This is a genomic window from Aestuariivivens sediminis, from assembly GCF_022662105.1.
GTDB lineage: Bacteria > Bacteroidota > Bacteroidia > Flavobacteriales > Flavobacteriaceae > Aestuariivivens > Aestuariivivens sediminis.
In genome coordinates this window covers 191,481-212,195 of sequence record NZ_JAKMCP010000003.1, presented here as the reverse complement: position 1 = coordinate 212,195, position 20,715 = coordinate 191,481, and the positions used below count along the sequence as shown (strand labels likewise).

Annotated in this window: 9 protein-coding genes; 8 read left to right on the top strand and 1 reads right to left on the bottom strand. The window is 41.6% G+C overall.

Features of this window, described 5'->3' with window-relative positions; genetic code table 11:
• Window positions 1-19: 19 nt before the first annotated feature.
• From MR054_RS08840 to MR054_RS08820, 5 genes are all read left to right on the top strand, one after another.
• The gene (locus MR054_RS08840) at window positions 20-1,429 is read left to right on the top strand and encodes a TolC family protein (protein ID WP_242157558.1); all 1,410 of its coding nucleotides are present in this window, start codon (window positions 20-22) and stop codon (window positions 1,427-1,429) included.
• 375 nt (window positions 1,430-1,804) lie between these two features.
• A complete protein-coding gene (locus tag MR054_RS08835) occupies window positions 1,805-2,047 on the top strand; it encodes a hypothetical protein (RefSeq protein WP_242157557.1) in 243 nt (80 codons plus the stop codon).
• Between the two features lie 27 nt (window positions 2,048-2,074).
• Entirely contained in the window at window positions 2,075-6,262 is a 4,188-nt protein-coding gene (locus MR054_RS08830; RefSeq protein WP_242157555.1) for a PKD domain-containing protein, read from the top strand.
• 4 nt (window positions 6,263-6,266) lie between these two features.
• The gene (locus MR054_RS08825) at window positions 6,267-11,744 is read left to right on the top strand and encodes a glycine-rich domain-containing protein (RefSeq protein WP_242157553.1); all 5,478 of its coding nucleotides are present in this window, start codon (window positions 6,267-6,269) and stop codon (window positions 11,742-11,744) included.
• Between the two features lie 115 nt (window positions 11,745-11,859).
• Complete coding sequence (locus tag MR054_RS08820) at window positions 11,860-14,715, top strand: cytochrome c biogenesis protein (protein WP_242157551.1); 2,856 nt, start codon at window positions 11,860-11,862, stop codon at window positions 14,713-14,715.
• Between the two features lie 72 nt (window positions 14,716-14,787).
• On the opposite strand, the gene MR054_RS08815 is transcribed toward MR054_RS08820, so the two are convergent.
• Window positions 14,788-17,967 carry a cytochrome c biogenesis protein gene (locus MR054_RS08815; RefSeq protein WP_242157550.1) on the bottom strand — a complete coding sequence of 1,060 codons (3,180 nt, stop codon included), beginning with the start codon at window positions 17,965-17,967 and terminating at the stop codon, window positions 14,788-14,790.
• Window positions 17,968-18,108: 141 nt separating this feature from the next.
• On the opposite strand from MR054_RS08815, the gene MR054_RS08810 reads away from it, so the two are divergent.
• The 3 genes from MR054_RS08810 (at window position 18,109) to MR054_RS08800 (ending at window position 20,710) form a co-directional block, all read left to right on the top strand.
• Window positions 18,109-18,843, top strand: a complete 735-nt coding sequence (locus MR054_RS08810; RefSeq protein WP_242157549.1) for a hypothetical protein — start codon at window positions 18,109-18,111, stop codon at window positions 18,841-18,843.
• Window positions 18,844-18,861: 18 nt separating this feature from the next.
• On the top strand, window positions 18,862-19,575 hold the full coding sequence (locus tag MR054_RS08805) for a hypothetical protein (RefSeq protein ID WP_242157548.1): 714 nt from the start codon (window positions 18,862-18,864) through the stop codon (window positions 19,573-19,575).
• 205 nt (window positions 19,576-19,780) lie between these two features.
• The gene (locus MR054_RS08800) at window positions 19,781-20,710 is read left to right on the top strand and encodes a glycosyltransferase family 2 protein (protein ID WP_242157547.1); all 930 of its coding nucleotides are present in this window, start codon (window positions 19,781-19,783) and stop codon (window positions 20,708-20,710) included.
• The last annotated feature ends 5 nt before the right edge of the window (window positions 20,711-20,715 follow it).

The following is a 20,715-nucleotide window of genomic DNA, read 5'->3' as shown; positions in this document are numbered from 1 at the left end:
AAGCACTAAAACAAGAGACATGCGACACATAGTAATCATTTTATTTGTCCTCTTTATAGCGACATCGTACGGACAACAGTCGACACCTACATATAATTTGCAGGAATGTATCAATCTGGCACTGAAGCATAATCTGGATTTAAAATCGGCAGATTTAAATTCTCGATTAGCGAAGGTGAGTTTTAATAGAAGCAGGAATGCCTTATTACCAAGCATTAATGGGAACTATAATATCGGTAAGGCTTCCGGACGCAGTATCGATCCGTTTACGAATAGCTATATAGATGAGAAATTAACCTTTTCCAATGCAGGCCTGAGCCTGAATGCCACTGTATTCAATGGTTTTAGACTATTGAACCAATGGAAAATGGAGAAGCTCAATTGGAAGGCTGCTGAATTGGAAAGGGAAGATCAGCGGCTCAATGTGATCCTCAATGTCACGCTGGCCTATTTACAGGTGGTGAATACACAGGATTTGTATCATATGGCCAAAAATAGAATGCAGTCTACAGAGGATCAGTTACGTCGCCTCGATGCCATGTTTGAAGAAGAAATGGCTAACCCGGCCGAATATCGGGATTTTCAGGGGTTAAGAGCATCAGATGAAGCCAATCTCATAACAGCTAAAAACAATTATGACGACGCGCTAACCGAATTGAAAACGGTATTGAACATTCAAACCGACTTAGAGGTTGTGGCTATCGATATTCCCGATCACTTTGATAAATACAACAGTTCCCTAGAAAATGTGTATACCCAGGCTCTTGAAAACATGGCCATTGTAAAAGCCGGTGAACTTAGATTACAGGCCTCTAAAAAGAGCGTTGCCGTTGCGCGTGCCAGCTTTACGCCTGAGGTCTCATTCTTTGCGAATTTAAATACCAATTACTCAAGTTTGGCGCAAATCTTCAATGAAACGAGCTCTAGTGTTATTGAAACGGGCGATTATGTTAATTTCAGCGGTGTTGACTACCCCGTGTTAAGAGAGGAACCCAATTTTGCAAGTGAAGCTATCTCGTATAATGACCAATTCGAGAATAACCTTTATAGTGCGGTGGGCATACAGGTGAACATACCTATCTTCAATCGTTTCGAGTCTAAGAACCGAGTGGCTCTGGAAAAGATAAGAAGAGAAGAGGCCAACGTAAACTTAAATCGCATTAAGTTGCAGTTGCGTTCAGCCATTGAACAAACCTATAAGGATATGACGGCTGCATACGAAAGATATCAAGTCCTTCAATCTCAGAATGAAGCCTACCAACAATCCATGCGTATTAACGAAATAAGGTTTAACAATGGCGTTGATAATAGTGTGAGCTACATCATTAGCAAAAACAACTTAGAGAATGCCAAGGTAAGCCTAAATAATGTGAAGTATGAATATGTCTTACGTTTAAAGCTTCTCGACTATTACACCGGACAGAATTAATATTTTATAAAATAGATTTAAATGCTTCTCTGATGCATTAGGAACCACTTAATATTGTTTACTTTATTTTTAAATCTTTTTTTGCTGCCCAATATCCATTTTGCTGCCCCATACTGAAGACACTGCATTAGAGTGAATATATACTTCTGACTTCTCCATGTTTTTTAATTAAAACAGGAATAAAAATTTTGGACTGTGTGGACACTTCTGTTGACATTTATTATGATACTCTAAGGTTCCTCCCGGGATGAAATACGAACTTCGTTATAATCTAGTTTATTTCCGTTATAAAGAAGAAATATTAGTGCCTTAGCTGACTTTTGTCATATTATTTCGGCGAAACAAAGATTAAATTTAGGGTTGCAAGTTTTATAAATGCTTACCTCTCTGAAACATACCATTTTATGTAATCTTTTAATGATTTATGTGATCACTTCGTTCGCTCAAAATAGTGAAAGTGATTACACCCCTTTACAATTGATAAGTTACGGACTCGATGCTCCCGGTAGAATGGCTATTGATTCTCAAGATAACAACTATGCAATCCAGAAGAATAACGAGGAGTGCACAGGAGATAGCCTAATAATAACATCTTTTAAATCTGCACAATTTACCTAAAGAATGGAAGGCTTTAAACACATAGTATTGAGTTTATTCTTATGCACCGGTTTTGTTATACCATGGGCTCAAAGTGGTATAGATTGCCCCACGGCCACTGCCATAAACCCTTCAGTAACACAAAGTGTATGTGTAGGTGATGCTGCTGCTACTTTAACGGCTGAGATCACACCCAATCAGGCAACGGGCTATGCAACCGATTGGCTGGATTTGAGCGGCAATGGCTACGATGCAGTTTTACAAAATGGTGTAGGCTACGACACCGCTAATGGTGGGGTGTTGACTTTTGATGGGGTTGATGATTATGCTCTTGGCGATACAAACCCTGCTATTAACACAGCACAAGCATTTACAATAGAATATTGGATCTATTTCAATAGTTTATATGATAATTTTCCACATCCAATAGTTGTCAAAGTAAATGGTCAGAGTGATGCCTTTGTTACAGCATTTGTCCCTTCTTCGCAGTTTTCCGGATATGGCACCTTTACATTTGGTCATAGAGCAAATGCCAGAATGAAAATTAATGATGCCATAGCCATTAATACTTGGTATCAAATTTTAATTTCATATAACGGAAATGGTTTTTCAACACCATCAAACTTTAAAATATATATTAATAATGTTGAAAGAACTATTTTAAATGCTAATGCATTTGCAACTTCATCCAATATTAATGGGTTCTTCTATGATGGTGGATTGTCTAGAACTGGCAACGCGAAATTACCCATCTATAATTTATATCTGAATAAAGAATTCAATTCTGCAGAGGTCTCACAGCATTGGGATTATTATAAAGACCGATTTGGAATTGGGACATCAAATCCGTCGACCCAAGTCTTCGGCGCAACAGTGAGTTTAGACAGTGGCAATCCATTGAGCTACAACCCCGGGTCTAATACGGCTGCCTATCAGTGGTATTACAATACAACAGACAGTAATCTGATTGCCGGAGCTACTTTAATTCAAGGTGCAACCTCTACAACCTATACACCTCCGAGCACTACGGACGATTTAGGGTCTCGCTGGTACTTCTGTGTAGGCTATTCTACAGATAGCAGTTGTGGGCAAACCAATGCAACACAAACTTTGGCCTCCAATACAACGCAAATTACCTTGTATGATACACCAAATCTAACGATTACCAATCCTGAAGCGGTATACATACCGGCTACGGTTAATTTAACCGATCCAAACATAACTGCCGGAAGCGATTCAGGGACCTTGTCCTACTGGACCGATCCATCCGCAACGAATCAACTGACCACCCCTGAGTCCGTCAGTGCATCTGGTACCTATTACATCAAATTGACCAATACGGGGGGATGTTATACCATAAAACCGGTAGCGGTAACCATCACTGAAAGACCTCCTATAGTCACGACTCCTTTGTTAACACTTACCGGTGAAATAACGGCACCGGGAAGAATGGCCGTGGATACCGACGACAATGTGTATGTCATCAATGCCATTCAACACAGCATTATAAAATATGACGCCCAGGGCAATTATCTGGCAACCATTGCCACCGATTTCAATCCCATATCCATTGCTCTAGATAAGAACAATAACCTTTTTGCGGGCGATCAGATCTCCGGCAATATTTATAGCTTAGCTTCAAACGGGACTAAATCGATTTTTTATTCGGGTACCGATCAACCAAATGCCATGGTGTTCGGTTTAAAGAATATCTTATATGTTGCGGATAGCAAACTGAAAAAAGTAATTGGACTGGATGGCTCCGGAACTGTTGTTTCAAATTTTACTTCTGAAAATTTTGTATTCCCCACGGGTATTGCCTACGACAAACAAAACAATCATTTTATTGTTTCTGAACATGGGGGCATTGGTGAAGATGTTCAATATTGTTACAGCGGTCAATGGGATGTCAGTAGTTGGGGCCCCGTAACCACAGTATATATCTTAGATGAAGATGGTAATTTAATTAATCAATTTGGTTGTTTTGGAACAAAAGACGGTGAGTTTCAACGAATCATGGGTGTATCCATGGGGACTTGCGGTAATATTTATGTGGTGGATCCCTATTTGGGACGTGTGAATGTTTACGATTCCAGTGGAAATTATCTGACAAAATTCGGATTTCAGGGTGACGGTGACGGGGAGTTGAATTTACCGATGGACATTGTTTTTACCTCCGATAATAGGGCATTCGTATCTTCCATGAACAAAGGGGCCATTGATATTTTCTCAATCACTGATGCCTTACCCACGGCCACTATAACAAGTGAGGACCAAACCATTTGTACCGATGCCACAGGCAGTATTGAAATTAATTTTACAGGAAACGGGCCATGGTCTTTTACCTATACCGTCGATAAGTTAAACCCAATATCTCTTAATGCCAATGAGTCACCGTTTAGTTTTGAGGTTACCGAACCAGGTCTTTATGAAGTAACAGCCGTAACAGACAGTAATGATGTGGCTGGTGCCTGTTTTACGGGAAGTACTTTAATTTCAGCGAGTCTTGAGAGTCCTTCAGTCACTGCACTATCCAATACTGTGGTACGATGCCATAATGATACTTCGGGAATAGAATTACAATTTACGGGAACACCACCATATCAATTTACATATACCATTGATAACGGACAGCCAATAGAGGGGAACTCTGCCAATCGGCTTCACACCCTCATTCCCGAAATATCTGGATTGTATGAAATAATCGCTATGCGCGATGATGGTTGCAGTGGTTCAATAAGCAATGGAAGTGTTGATGTTGTTGTGAATGCATTACCTTCGGCATCTCTTGATCTAACAGGGAATCAGATTTTGATTAACCCCGGAGTATCCGGAGATGTTGATATTTATTTTACGGGCAGTGCCCCATATACCTTTACCTATATAAGAGATGAGGTCAACCCCACATCAATAACAACTTCAGATAATCCTTATAAACTTACCCTATCCGAAAAAGGCACTTATGAGATTATATCCATCAATGACCAGTATTGTACGAATACTGACTGGCAGTGTTTTTTTGATATCGCCATTTCTGAGAATGTAACTCCTACGGCATCCCTTACAACTTCAGATTTTTATGTATGTTCCGGAGAATCCACCATGCTCTCCATTGATTTCACGGGAGCATCCCCATGGACCTTTACGTATACCATAGATGGAATTCCTGCCGGAACCCTTACAGCCGATCAAAGCCCTTATCAGCTCCTAACATCAACACCTGGTGTCTATGAGTTGAGTGCGCTCACAGATGGTTTAGATAATTCTGGGACTTTTTCGGGTTCGGCGGTGGTTATAGAAAATCCTTTACCTATTATAAACCTGGCTGACACTTATACACTTTGCCAGGGAAATTCCATTGTACTCGATCCAGGAGATTTTGAAAGCTATCAATGGAATAACAACAGCACCAACCAAACCCTAACCATAAATATGGCCGGTTTTTACAGTGTCATGGTGACCGACCAAAATGGATGTACAAATTCTGCTACCGTTGAAGTCATTGAAAATCCTTTACCTGTATTGGATTTAGGGCCCGATGTTGATATTTGCGAAGGAGGTTCAACTTATACGTTGGATGCCGGCTTGTTTGATAGCTATTTGTGGAGTGATGGAAGTACAGGCAGAACCCTTGAAGTGAGCGCCGAGGGCACCTACAGTGTCACGGTAACCAATGGGTATGGCTGTTCAGCAACCGACCTTATCAATGTTTTGGTGCATTCATTTTTAAATTCAGACTTTTACTATGATATCAATCGTTTTGAAGTGCAGTTTATCAGCAACGCGACTGAAGCCGATGCCCATTATTGGGAATTTGGAGATAACACCACTTCCACCGAGGAGAACCCGATCCATACCTATAGTAAAAAAGGCAATTACACGGTCACATATACGGCCATCAATCATTATTGTGGTACCCTTGAGGTAAGCAAGGTAATACCTGTTGGCAGTAATACAGATACCGATGTCCTGGTCATTTATCCCAATCCTTCTTATGGGGCTTTTACCATTAAAATTACACCATTAGCCCCAATAACATCCAACATTGGTATATGCATTAACAGTACTTCAGGTCAAACCATTTATGCAGAGGTCTTTGACCCTTATTATATAACGCAATACGATGGTAGCATGTATATCCCTGTAAATATTGAAAACTTTGACAAGGGAATATATATCGTCTATATCAATGCGGAAAATTTTGCAGAACAGGAAAAGCTGGTTTTAAAAGATTGAACACATGAACACTAAAAAGCACTATATAACATTGTCGCTATTTAAACTTGGAATCGTCCTTTTCCTCTTCGGTCTATTTCAAACGGTTTGTGCTCAAACGACGCGAACCTTTACAACTTCGGATACCTGGCAAGCACCTCCAACTGTGACTTCGGTTACCGTGGAATGTTGGGGAGCCGGAGGTGCCGGAGGAAGTGGTAATAGAAACAGCCTCGGATCCGGAGGTGGGGGAGGTGGTGCTTATAGCTATGCTGTACTGATTGTTATTCCTGGAAATTTTTACACAGTAAATGTTGGTTTAGGAGGATTGCCGGAAATCGCAACTAACGGAGATGGAAATCCAGGGGGAGATAGTTGGTTTATTAGTAATACAACCATTTTGGCCAAAGGAGGGTCTGGTGGTATTGCAGCTATAGGAAATACTCCTGGTGCCGGAGGAGCAGGAGGATTAGAATCAGAAGGAATTGGTGCAGTAAGGTGGTCAGGTGGAAGTGGGGGCTCTGGTAATAGTGCCAATACAGGTGGTGGTGGCGGTTCTTCGGCTGGAACTGATAGAATTGGAAATAATGGCGGAACTCCAGCGGGAGGTAATACCCCCACTACTCCCACAGACGGTGGTGCAGGTGGAAATGGGGGCATTAGCGGTAACGGGTCTCCAGGTTTAGCCCCTGGAGGAGGAGGTGGTGGTGAAGGTGATAAAGGTGATGGTGGAGCAGGTGCCAATGGTCAGGTAAGATTAACTTACACTGAAGCTGTAATCCCTACAATAACTTTGGATAATACGGCTTTGAACGTTTGTAAAGGGGATACTTCAGTTGATTTAAGTTATAGTGCAACAACAAATAACCCTGACCAGTATAGCATTGATTACGATGCAAATGCTGAAGGTCAGGGGTTTGTAGATGTCACTTTGGCAGTATTGCCAACTAGCCCCATTTCATTGGGGGTTCCTCCAAGTGCTGCAGAGGGAACTTATAATGCAATTTTTACAGTAACCATAAGCGGAGGTGAAACAAGTCCTGATTATCCAATTACGATCTCCGTAAATCAGCCTACAGCGCCCACACTCAGTTCCAATAGCCCGGTTTGTTCAGGTGAGGATGCCATATTTAGCATATCGGGAACACCGGGAGACCAGGTCACCTATACAGGCGATGCCTTGGGAACCGCAACTATTGGGGGAGGAGGCACTGTTGATGTCACCATATCCGAGGTTACTGCAGATGTGATCTTGAATCTGACCTTGGTTGATGACGGAACCTGTACCAGGACACTTACTGACACCGAAACGGTGACGGTCAATCCCTTACCCACAGCACCCACCCTCAGTTCCAACAGCCCGGTTTGTTCGGGTGAGGATGCCATATTTACCATATCGGGAATTCCGGGAGATCAGGTTACCTATGCGGGTGATGCTTCGGGAATCGCAACCATAGGTGGTGGTGGCACTGTTGATGTCACCATATCCGGGGTAACTGCAGATGTGACCTTGAATCTGACCTTGGTTGATGACGGGACCTGTACCAGGACACTTACTAACACCGAAACGGTTACGGTCAATCCCTTACCCACAGCACCTACCCTCAGTTCAAATAGCCCGGTTTGTACGGGTGATGATGCCATATTTACTATTTCAGGAACTCCCAATGACCAAGTCACCTATACGGGTGATGCTTCAGGTACTACAACTATTGGAGGAGGAGGCACTGTTGATGTTACCATATCCGGAGTCACCGCAGATGTGACCTTAAATCTGACCTTGGTTGATGATGGGACCTGTACGAGGACGCTTTCCGGAATAACTGAAACGGTGTCTGTTAATGATGTGGTCTCAGCCGGACCAATTTCTGGTCTAACCACCGTAACTGAAAATACAAGTGGATTGGTTTATAGTGTCGATCTTGTAGCCGGCGCCATCAGTTATACCTGGACCGTCCCGGGAAATCCAGGAGGATGGGGTCCAATTACAGGTCAGGGAACGAATTCCATAACCGTCACCTCAGGAACACAGGGGGGAGACATTACGGTTTATGTAACCAATAGTTGTGGGGACGGACCGTTATCAACACTGGCAGTCACGGTTACAGCCGGGACACCACCAACAATTACTTTAGCTGATGCTAACCCTTCAGTCGTCCAAGGAACAACAACGGCTGATATAACCTATAGTGCGACTACCGAGAACCCGGATCTGTACAGCATAAATTACGATGTTGCTGCTGAAGCTCAGGGTTTTGTTGATGTAACGGATGCTGTACTTCCTGCGAGTCCAATCACACTCGTTGTTCCGGCCGGAGCAGTACCATCCACTTATGATGGTATTTTAACTGTAAAAAATTCTTCAACGGGTTTATCAAGTGGTAACTATGCCATTACTGTAACCATTACTCCCGGGCCACCTACAATTACTCTGGGAGCTATGCCTTCTGTTACCGAAGGGACAACAACGGCTAATTTGCCTTATTCAGCCACAACCAATAGTCCTGACCAGTACAGTATCGACTACGATGTCACAGCAGAAGGACAAGGATTTTTAGATGTTACCTCAGCTGCTCTTCCTGTAAGTCCCATAGTTTTGGTAGTTCCGGGTACGGCAATTGCCGCAATATATAATGCTGTATTAACGGTTAGAAATTCAACTACAGGTTTAACCAGTACTAATTATGCAATTACAATTACTGTTACAGCTGGGGCAAGCCCACCTACAATAACCTTAGGAGCGATGCCTTCTGTTTCGGAAGGAACAACGACGGCCAATTTACCGTATACGGCAACAACCAATGGTCCGGATCAATATAGTATTGATTATGATGCCACCGCAGAAGGACAGGGTTTTGTAGATATAAACCTAAATGCTCTTCCTTCAAGTCCTATTATTTTAACTGTTCCTGTCGCTGCCACAGCGGGTGTCTACAATGGTAACTTAACAGTTAGGAATTCAAGTACGGGTTTGTCCAGTAGTAGTTATTCAATTACGGTTACAATTTCTACTGCCGTAAATCCGCCTACCATTACCCTGGGTAAAATTGCAGCGATTTGTAGCGGAACCACTCAAACCGATCTGCCATACAGCAATACGACAAATGATCCGAATAAGTATAGCATCCGTTATTTGGGTGATGCAGAAATATCAGCCGGTTTCACCAACGTCATACTGGCTGATTTAGGGTTGAGTCCAATAGCTCTTACGGTACCTGCAACGGCGCCCGCAGGACAATACTATGGTAATCTCACGGTTACCAACACCACTACCGGTCTGACCAGTGTCAATTATGTGATTATCATATCCGTTTCTGATGTACTTACGCCATCTGTAATTTATGGAGAAGCTACGGTAGCGGCAAACAGTTCTTTCTCTTATGCAGTGTTGTCTGCACCTGACGCAACGTATAACTGGACTTTACCGAGTGGTTGGAGTTTTGATGGGGCATCCAATACCAACCGTATAAAAGTGATTACGGGTGCTGTTGGCAATAATGGAAATATTACCGTTAATCTTACCAATGCTTGTGGGACCGGTCCGACAGAATCCTTGGCAGTGACGGTGAATACGACGACAGATCACTCATTATACAATTGTACCTCTTGTCATATTACCCATAATGCCCCGGGTTCTTCTTTAACTGCCGTGGCAGGAAACGCGCTCCTTTGTCAAAGCTGCCATACCTCAACAGGAGCGGCCAGCGCCAAACCGCTAGTAAATCCCGATAATGGTACCTCTTCGCATGCATGGGATGTCCTGGCGGAAAATGATACGAAAGAAGTGTGGCCACCGTCAGATTCATCGATGCAGTTAAGAATTGTAGACAATAAAATTATTTGTTCCACCTGCCATAACCAACATGAAAATAGTGCAGGAAGTCCCTATTTGCGAATTGACAATACCGGCGATTTATTGTGCAAAGATTGCCACCGTAAGAGAGATAAAGGCTTATATTCCACAGATAACAGCAATAACAGAGGCTCCCATCCCGTTGGCGTGACGTACAACGGTGGCGATTCCAGATTCAATGCAGCCCCGACCAATACCCAGTTGGTAAATTCTAAAGTGGAATGTTCCAGCTGTCATGGGGTACACGACGACGTGACGGGATCTTTAGGATTGGCTGCCAATGGCAATCTATTAAGAACCACCAACGATGCTTCCTTATGTACCGACTGTCATAATTATGGGACTCATAACGGGATGGATTGCCTGGATTGTCATGAGGTTCATAATACTGTAGACCTCACCGTGGACGACAATATTTACATGATTAAAAGAACTATAACTACCCCAGTGAGCGGTAATAAAAATGTGATTTTCACAACTCGGTCTGGAAACAATTCTTTCGCCGATGGTTTAGGAGCTGACAATCCAGAAAAGTTTAATGGTATTTGTGAAGTTTGTCATGATCCTAATTATGACGCTACACCGCTATCCCATTTCCTCAACAACGGATCGGGAAGTGATCAATATCATACCAGTCAGGGAGCTGGAATACCGGGACAAACTTGTACTAATTGCCATCCGCACAGCTCGAATTTCTCTCCTTCGGGCGGAGGCTGTACCTCGTGCCATGAAACCAATGCACCCACATTTACCTCGGCTGTTCATGTAACACATAAGGACAGATATGGATTTGCCTGTTCTACATGTCATTTCGGTCATGGTAGTGGAGGGGCTTCTGAGCCTACACACCCCAGTGGAACCATAAATATTGTTTTTGACCCCAATGGTCTGGCGACAAGAAATGGACTAGATACCAATACACCCGACCCATGGACAGGTACGACTTGTAACAATATTTACTGCCATAGTAATGGTGGTACTGCCAATAAATACAGTGAAGGTGTATCGGTATGGAATTCCGATAGCAGTGCAACAACAATGGTGTATAGTACAACACCTGATTGGACAACCGGCTCTATCACTGCGTGTAATTCATGCCACCCGGGACCTTCAATGCCTGATGCTCCTGCATACACTATAGTAGAGGGAACGGGTAATGGAGTTGTTACTGCAAACGATCAATATCCCAATACAGGGGCCCACGGAGCCAATACAGGGGCCCATAATTCTCCGGATCAGCTTCTCGTAATAACCGAAGATGCAAACTATGGAACAGCACTTTCACATTCATGGCCGAAAGTGCAATGTTTCTGGTGTCATAATAATGATCCGGGAGCTGCCAGTGGAGTAGCAAAATATCAAGGAACGTACGGGACTTCAAAACATGTTGATGGTAAAGTATGGTTCTATTCATTCTGGTATGGATGGGAAGGAGGGGGCGAAAAAACTTCCGGAGGTCAGGCTCCTGACTATTACTTAATGGACACTGAAGCCGAAATTAATGCATTGGGTGCTGGTTATGTGTGGCATCCGGCACCTGCTGACCCCGACGAGCCTGGTAAATTTCTGGGTTCAATGGTTCCGGGACTTGGCTATTCTTGGGTGGGACCAACGAACGAGCATTGTGGAAATGGTAAAAATTGTTGGTAATGAATAACAACTTTAAAAAGGTATAAAAAGGGGCATTTGCCCCTTTGTCTATATTCAAAATTTAATTACCTAATTTTACATAAAACTTTAAAAAACCATTGTTTCTAATCTAAGTATGAAATTACTTTGGAACTCTCTAATTTCTTCAAAAGCATCCATGCTTATTTTGGCTGTTTTTATTTTCATAATAGCATCTGCAACGTTAATAGAAGAGGCTTATGATACAGCCACTACAAAACGATTAATTTATAATGCATTTTGGTTCGAGCTGTTAATGTTTGTGTTGGTCGTTCAATACATTGCAATGGTGATTCGAAAGAACCTGTGGTATTGGGAAAAGATGCCACAGCTTGTTTTTCATTTTTCATTCGTTGTATTGTTTATTGGTGGAGGTATCACGCGTTATTTCGGTTTTGAAGCCAGCATGCATATACTTGAAAATGAAGCCGTGAATACCATACACTCTGTGGAGCCTTATCTTCAGATAAGAGGCGATAATGGTGCCATTGCTTATTCCAGTAATTCACCAATCCATTTCTCGCAGATTCAGAGCAATGACTTTCATTTGGAATTCCCTGTTGACGATACAGAACTATTGGAAATAACGTATCAGGACTATATTTTTGAAGCTAAAGATTATTTTACACGCTATGGCACAGAAGAAGAAAAGGTAGATTACCAATCTAGAAACCCAAACAAAAAAGGTCCGGATGCTTTAGTGGTAGGGCTCACATTTAAAGGCAATGCCCATGAGGCCATTTTATTTTATGATGATACAAAATATATTCAAAAATTTAAATCTTTCGATATAGGAGGTTTGCAACTGGAGATGACCTACGGGCCCAAACCCATAGAAATTCCCTTTTCTATGGAACTCGATAAATTTACCTTAAGCAAATATCCGGGCACCAATATCCCTTCTGCTTCAGAAAGCAAAGTTACCCTAATTGATAAAAGAAAAAACATTAAAGAACAATACCTGATTTCCAAGAATAAGGTTTTGGATTATGATGGCTATAGGTTTTTTCAAACTTCTTATGACGACGATGAAAATGGAACAATTCTTAGCGTAAATTACGATTATTACGGGACCCGAGTTACCTATTTCGGATATCTATTGATGACTCTGGGAGCCCTATTGATTTTGTTTTCCAAAAGATCCCATTTCTCTCTATTGGATGAGCGGATAAAAGAGGTCAGGGCCAAGAGAAAGGCCTTATATCTAACTGTTTTTTTATGCCTGGGTGCCCTGAGTTTTGGGTGGTCTCAAACAAGTTACCTAAAACCCATAAACAAAGACCATGCAGATCGTTTCGGACATGTATTGGTTCAAACCTATGACGGGCGGTTTTCATCCATTAATTCACTGGCCATCGATGTGATGCATAAGCTCAACGGGAAGGATCGTTTTAATTTTGCCGGTAAGGGAACCATGGATGCCATGCAACTTTTCTTAGATATGCACGTGGACCCCGAGTTTTATAAACAACAGGAATTGATCGTGATTCGGGAAAAATCTTTGAGAGATGTTTTAGGCCTGTCCGGAAAAATGGCTTCATTTCATATTTTTTTTGATAAGAATAACAACTATAAGTTAAGTGATTTGGCCCAGAATGCATTTCAAAAAAGAGCAGAAGCCCAGAATACATTTGACAGGGAGGTATTAAAAGTGACAGAACGGGTGAACATATTCAATATGGCCATTCATGGCACCTTACTTAAAGTATTTCCGGAGGTTCATTCCCAGAATAATAAGTGGATAAGTTGGAATGATCCTCTTGCCACTAAACCATTAAGTCATACGATCGTGAATCTCAATCCGGGTTTACAGCTCGATAAATTTACGTATCACAATATAATGCGCGGGTACCTTATCTCAACCGTATATGCCAGAGAGAAGAATGATTATGATATTCCGGATAAATTCATAAACTACATTGAGAACATTCAAAGGGAATTAACACCGCCTGAATTGCTTCCCACCACAGCCAAAATTGAACTGGAAGTATATTATAATAAATCTAACATATTTGTGGTTCTCAAATATATCTATGCACTATTGGGTATGATACTTTTGCTTTTGACTTTTGTGAAGAATTTTAAAACAGAAAACAGTAAGACATTGGGGTTATGCATTTCACTCATAGTCGGGCTGATTATAATCGCTTTTGCATATCAGACCTTTGGCATGGGACTACGATGGTATATCGGAGGACATGCCCCTTGGAGTAACGGATATGAAGTGCTTTTATTAGTGGCCTGGGGAGGTATGTTGGCTGGATTCTCTGTAATTAGATATTCTAAAATAACCATAGGGTCTACGGCCTTACTCGCTTTTTTTATTTTATTGACAGCCGGGCATAGCTATTACGACCCTCAGCTCACCAACTTAAACCCCGTTTTAAAATCCTATTGGCTTATCATACATGTTGCCATTATTACTATAGGATATGGTTTTTTGGCATTGAGTTTCCTGATCGGACTCATTAATATTTCCCTGAATTTAGTAAAGACAAAAAAGAAAGAGGAACGCTTTAGTCTGGTGATACAGGAGCTTTCTTTTATCAATGAAAAACTGGTGACCGTTGGAATGGTATTGACAGCCATTGGCACATTTATAGGATGTATATGGGCCAACGAATCCTGGGGAAATTACTGGTCTTGGAACGCAAAACAAACCTGGTCTCTAATCATCGTATTGATTTATGGCCTCATATTGCATTTCAAGTTTATCCCAAAAATGAAATCTGCTTTGGTTTTTAATATCGCATCTGTGCTGTCCTTCGGCAGTGTGCTCATGACATTCATTGGGGTGAATTACTACTTTACAAAGGGACTTCACAGTTATGCTTCAGACGATCCGCCCATTTTCCCTACATGGGCATGGATTTCGATCGTGTCTTTATTAATAGTAATTGTTTCAGCACTAGTAAAGGAACAATACTTTAAAATAAAGCTAGATAAAATTTAATACCTGAAAAGGCAGCGATTAAAAAACCCTGTTAAATATTAGTAACAGGGTTTAAAAAAAATAATATTCGAATTAGTCAACTATATATTTTTTATTATGTTTTTCCCTAATACCCGCTATAATTATAATAAGAACAATGGCAAGAATGGTTAACCAGGCCCACATAGGAAATACGGGTGTCTCTCCACTGGCATACGAATGCATACCTTTTGTGAAATAATAGTTCACCCCGATAAAGGTCATTAATACCGATCCAAAACCAAATATGGCGGCCACATTAAAAATGAATTCCCCTTTAATTTTTGGAGCCAGTCTCAAATGCAGGATAATGGTATATACAATGGTGATCACCAATGCCCAGGTTTCCTTGGCATCCCATCCCCAATAGCGCCCCCAGGATTCATTGGCCCACACGCCTCCCAGGAAGGTGCCCACGGTGGCCAATAGCAACCCAATGGTTAAATTCATTTCATTGATGTAGGTCAGTTCTTTTGTAATTAAAGAAAGACGTCTCACATTCGTTTTCGTTTTGGATATATAAATTCCCATATTGAAGAGACCCAAAATAAAGCCAAGGCCCAAAAACCCATAGCTAATGGTTAATGTAGCCACATGAATGATGAGCCAGTACGATTTGAGTACCGGTTGCAAATTGGTGAGTTGCGGGTCATAATTACTGTGGCCTGCGGTCATTAAGGTAAAGAATGCCAATAGCGATGTTGCCGCCAAGGTAATCTTTGAATAGCGCATAAAACAGAACCCCGCCAGTAAACTGGACCAGGAAACCAGGATCAGGGCTTCATAACCATTGCTCCAGGGTGCATGACCGGAGAGGTACCAGCGCATGCCCATGCCATAGGTATGATACAGGAAGGCCATGGCAAGGATTCCAATGGAAGTGTAAAGTAAAACATTGAGGAACCTGTTTCTTTTTGATCGCAGATTGTCAATAAAGGTAAGCAGGAGCAATAGCACACTTAACAGGCCATAGACATTCTTAAGATTTTTAAAAATGTTGGATTTATTATAGCGGATTTCCTTCTTTATTTTAGATTCTGAAGGAATGTCGATATTCGAGGCGGTTTGCCTCTGTATGCTTTTGAGATAACCAAGAATTTTATCGGCTCTTGTATAATCGGCAGTTTTGGTGGCCTCTATGACCTCCAAAAAATAGGCCCTCATAATACTGGCATAATTCAATTGTGGCAATTGCAGATCATCATTAAGGATGCGAATAGGGCCGGTTAAGGGTTGTTGTGCCTGTCTGTCTTCCCAGCTCACCCATGTATTGTTTTTTGAATTTTGAACGGGAAAAATATCCAGCATATTCCCTTGAGATGCCATCATGAATATTTCCAGCCGTTCATTCAGTTTAATCAGTTCCTTATCAAATTTATTGCGCTCAGCATCGGCCTTTCTAAAAGCAGTCTCTGCAAATTCAGCCAGTTTATATTCACCTTTTTCATTGAAAAAATCTTTGAACGACGCATGTTTTCCATTAACGCCAATAAGGTCAGAAACGGACTGTTCCCTGATGTAAATGATGTCCTGAGTCTTCCAGAATTCAGGATTGAGCGGCAGATCCAGAAATACCTGTATTAAACTCATTGTGCCCCGTTCCAGGATGTCAAACTTGTCCATTCTTGAAATTTTATGCATGACATCGACAGCCAGGGTATGCACAGGTTCAAACCGACCTTCATAATTTTGCACGATGAGTTCTCCAAATGCATTGGCATGTACTTCACTCACCGAATATGGGCTGGCTTCGTGTTGGTGATCATGGTGAGCCTGCTGAGACAAAAGTGACCAGGGAACCATTAGGGAAGTAACAATTAATGCCAGAGCTTTTCTGCGTTCCCTCGTTGTTCTGATCATCTCCATTAAACTCCAGTACCTTGAGTTCTTATTGAACAAGGTCCATATAAAACCGATAATCATTAAGGCATACCCTAAATACGTGATCATGGTGCCCCAGTAATCATGGTTTACAGAAAGCACGGTTCCTTTCTCATCCTGATCGTAGGAGGACTGGAAAAATCGATACCCTTCGTAGTCCAGTACATTGTTCATAAAAATGCGATGGTCTTTAGTGATGCCTTTGTTGCGGTCAATAAGCGTCACCTCACTCGCATAGGATGAGGGACTCATGGAGCCGGCGTAGCGTTCCAATTCAAATCTATTGAGCTTCAATGAAAATGGTAGGGTGATTTTTTTAGCGCCATAAGCCAGTTTCAGGCTCAGGTCATCCAAGGGAACACTTACATAATTGTCCATGTAGCCCGAACCACCAAGCACACTAACCTCTTGAGATTGGCCGTTGTGGGTTACGTCCAATATTAAGGCATTGGGTCGCCTTTCATCGTCTTTAGCTTCTACATAAGCAATGGCGGTATTGCGAAATACCTCGGTCAGTACAACCGCCATTCCGGTTCCCATGGGTTCATATAACTTCATAGTAGTAAATTCTCCAAGACTGTCTTTTGGGATCAGCCCCTCTTCCATATCGGGCATACGCGAGGTTTTGATATCGCCGTCAAAGTTGATGAACAATTGATCGGGATTTCCCGTGATCATCAGGCCATCAGGTCTTGAGGCATTATTAAATGAAACCGGAAAATTATGAACAAACTCCACCTCCCCATCTTTTAACTTAATATCGTCTTGATGCCCATCCACGCTCAATGTCAGTTCAAGCATTGCAAAACCATTTTCCGCATCTACATAAGATTCCTTCGCGTTTCTGATCAGGTCTTTGTAACGAATCGAAACAGTGCCCTTTTGTTCAGTCTCCATCGTAATTTCAAAGGTGTTGTCACCGATCATACTCAGGTTCATTTCCTTATCAAGGTAGTAATTCTTAGAGCCATCCGATGCCCTTACATTTAAGTAGTTTAGGTTGCTGTAAATAAAATTGGAGGAGGCACCTTCTCGAATATGCATCATGCCTTCAAAACCAATGTATCTGGTTACCCCTGCACCAATGATGATGATGATAAAGGCGGTATGGAATAGAAACCCCGAAAAGCGTTTCCAGGTGAGCAACTGGTAACGCTGTACACTGCCAATAAAATTAAATATCATTAAAAGCATCAGTACTTCAAACCACTTGGCATTATAGATCAAAATTTTGGCCGTTGCGGTATCGTAAGCATTTTCAATAAAAGTGGCAATGCCAAGGGCCAGTGCAAAAATGACCAAAAGTCCCAGAGTGGTTCTGGGAGAGTATATAATTTTTAATAATTTTTTCATGATGAGTCCAATGCATTTGTATTGATTCGGTATCAAAATTAATACAATACGTCATAATTGCAGATGACATTTGTCAGCTAAATAAAGGTACATTTTACCTAAATTTGCTTTATAATTTTTATTAACTCTAAAAAAAATCAAATGAAATATATTATTAAAGTTCTTGTTCTTATGGTATTGGTCGCATCTTGCAAGGATGCAAAAACAACCAATAGATCCTATAAACCCGAGATCCAAAAGGGTATTGTCCAAGAGGTGATACAAGTAAGGGATTACTCTTATATCCGTGTCCTGGAGGATGGTAAAGAAAAGTGGTTGGCAGCACCAACTGCAAATGTTGAAATAGGGGGCACCTACTATTATGGTGAGACCATGGAAATGAAGAATTTTGAAAGCAAAGAACTCAACAGAGCGTTTGAGACGATTTATTTCATTGAAAAAATAAGTGCCACCGAAGCGGATGCCACTTCACCTATAAAAGCCGGGCCAAGTACCTCGACAAGGGCAAACAGTCAGCCATTAAATAGTATGAACAATCCTAAACCCGTAATAGAAAAAAAGAACGTCAATGTCGAAACTTCAGGAAATACCTTGAGTATAGCCGACCTGTTTAAAAATAAAGAACAATATAACAATAAGGTCGTCAGGCTAAGGGGACAGGTCACCAAATATAATCCCGGCATTATGAATGTCAATTGGTTACACATCCAGGATGGCAGTGAATTCAACGGAGAGTTCGATCTTACCGCCACCACGACGTCTGAAGTACAGGTTGGAGATGTGGTCACCCTAGAGGGTAAAGTGACCTTGAACAAGGATTTTGGAGCCGGTTACTTTTATAATATTATCGTAGAAAATGCGACCGTGAACAAATAATCCTGAAATACCATACACATGAAAATAGTGAAGACAATCTTAATTTTGGCGACTGTGCTGTTTGGTTTACATGGGACGGCACAAGATCCGCATGCCGATAGCGGACTAAGGAAAGTTGTGGTCCAGAAAGTGATTCAGGTCACATCGTATACTTACCTGCATGTGTTGGAGGAAGGGATTGAAAAATGGATTGCCGTCCCCACCATGGAGGCGCAACCCCATGAGGTCTATTACTATAAGGGCGGTGCAGAAATGCATAATTTTTACAGTACTGAGCTGGACAAAACCTTTGAAACTGTACTGTTTCTTGGGGGAATCACCAACGCCAATGCGGTGGATCCTGTTAATGGCATTGTCGATCCCAATGCAACAAACGAGAATATGAAACCTGCCAAGCAACCGACTTTAGACCGATTGGCATTGAACATTGAAGCCATTGAAGGTGGTGTCCGAATTGGGACCTTGTTTGAAAAGGCTTCGCAATATGCCGGACAACGTGTCAAGGTGGTTGGCGAGGTCACCAAATTTACGGCTAACATTATGGGCAAAAACTGGATCCATGTTCAGGACGGGACGGCCTTTAATGGTGCTTATGACCTCATGGTAACCAGTCAGGAAACTGTTTCGGTAGGCGATGTGGTGGCGTTCGAAGGTGTAATTGCCATTGATAAAAATTTTGGAGCAGGTTATTATTATAAGGTCATACTCGAAGACGGTGAACGCGTCAACTAATTAAAACGAGTGCCGTTCTTAAATATTCAGGCCAGGCACCTTAGTTTCTGGGCATTATTGGGAATGGTAAGACTTCTTTAATCATAAGGATTGTACTTAGGTCCAATCATTTTGAATGGTTAGTCGTATGATAATTGTCATACGAATTCCGGCGATTAAGCTTTATATTTGATTTTTAACGCTTTACCATTTTATTTTATAATCTATGACACTTTCCATTGTCAGTCCGGTATACCAAGCAGAAAGCATCATTCCGATACTGATAGAGCGTATTGAAAAATCGGTTCAAAGCATAACGCCCGATTATGAGATTATTTTAGTGGATGACCGCAGTCCTGACAATTCGTGGAAGGTGATTGAAACCTTGTCAAAAGGGAACGCGCACCTTAAAGGCATACGCTTAAGCCGTAATTTTGGTCAGCACCCGGCCATTATGGCGGGATTGACCCAAGCACAAGGTGACTGGGTGGTGGTGGTGGACTGCGACCTGCAAGACCAACCTGAAGAAATAGCAAAATTGTACAACAAAGCACTTGAAGGCTATGATGTGGTTTTTGCCAAAAGAAATAACAGAAAGGACAGCTTCTTAAAAAAAGCATCTTCCAAACTATTTTCCATCATTTTCAACTATCTGGCAGGAATAAAAGCCGATAATGGTATCGCCAACTTTGGGATCTATCATAACAAAGTAATTGCTTCGGTTTTAAGTATGGGCGACTATATCAAGTCCTTTCCTTTGTTTGTCTATTTTTCGGGTTACAATTCTACTATTGTTTTAGTAGAACATGCAGCAAGGCACAGTGGGAAGACTTCGTATAGCCCTGGGAAGCTGTTTTCTTTTGCTTACAACACCATTTTATCCTATTCTAATAAACCTTTAAAATTATTTGTACGATTTGGTCTCACCATTTCCTTTATCTCCATGTGCCTGGGTATATACACTATATACAAATATTTAAATGGAGAAGTGGGTGTCATGGGTTACACCTCACTCATGGTATCCATCTGGTTTTTATCAGGCATCGTGATTACCGTTATTGGTGTGGTGGGTATTTATGTTGGGAAAGTATTCGAGCAAACTAAAAACAGACCTCCATTTATAATTGACAAGAAAAATAATACATTAAAAAAATAAAATCT

Coding starts and splice junctions, on each gene's coding strand:
- MR054_RS08840 (WP_242157558.1), top strand. CDS start 20: ATGCGACACATAGTAATCATTTTATTTGTCCTCTTTATAGCGACATCG.
- MR054_RS08835 (WP_242157557.1), top strand. CDS start 1,805: ATGCTTACCTCTCTGAAACATACCATTTTATGTAATCTTTTAATGATT.
- MR054_RS08825 (WP_242157553.1), top strand. CDS start 6,267: ATGAACACTAAAAAGCACTATATAACATTGTCGCTATTTAAACTTGGA.
- MR054_RS08820 (WP_242157551.1), top strand. CDS start 11,860: ATGAAATTACTTTGGAACTCTCTAATTTCTTCAAAAGCATCCATGCTT.
- MR054_RS08815 (WP_242157550.1), bottom strand. CDS start 17,967: ATGAAAAAATTATTAAAAATTATATACTCTCCCAGAACCACTCTGGGA.
- MR054_RS08810 (WP_242157549.1), top strand. CDS start 18,109: ATGAAATATATTATTAAAGTTCTTGTTCTTATGGTATTGGTCGCATCT.
- MR054_RS08805 (WP_242157548.1), top strand. CDS start 18,862: ATGAAAATAGTGAAGACAATCTTAATTTTGGCGACTGTGCTGTTTGGT.
- MR054_RS08800 (WP_242157547.1), top strand. CDS start 19,781: ATGACACTTTCCATTGTCAGTCCGGTATACCAAGCAGAAAGCATCATT.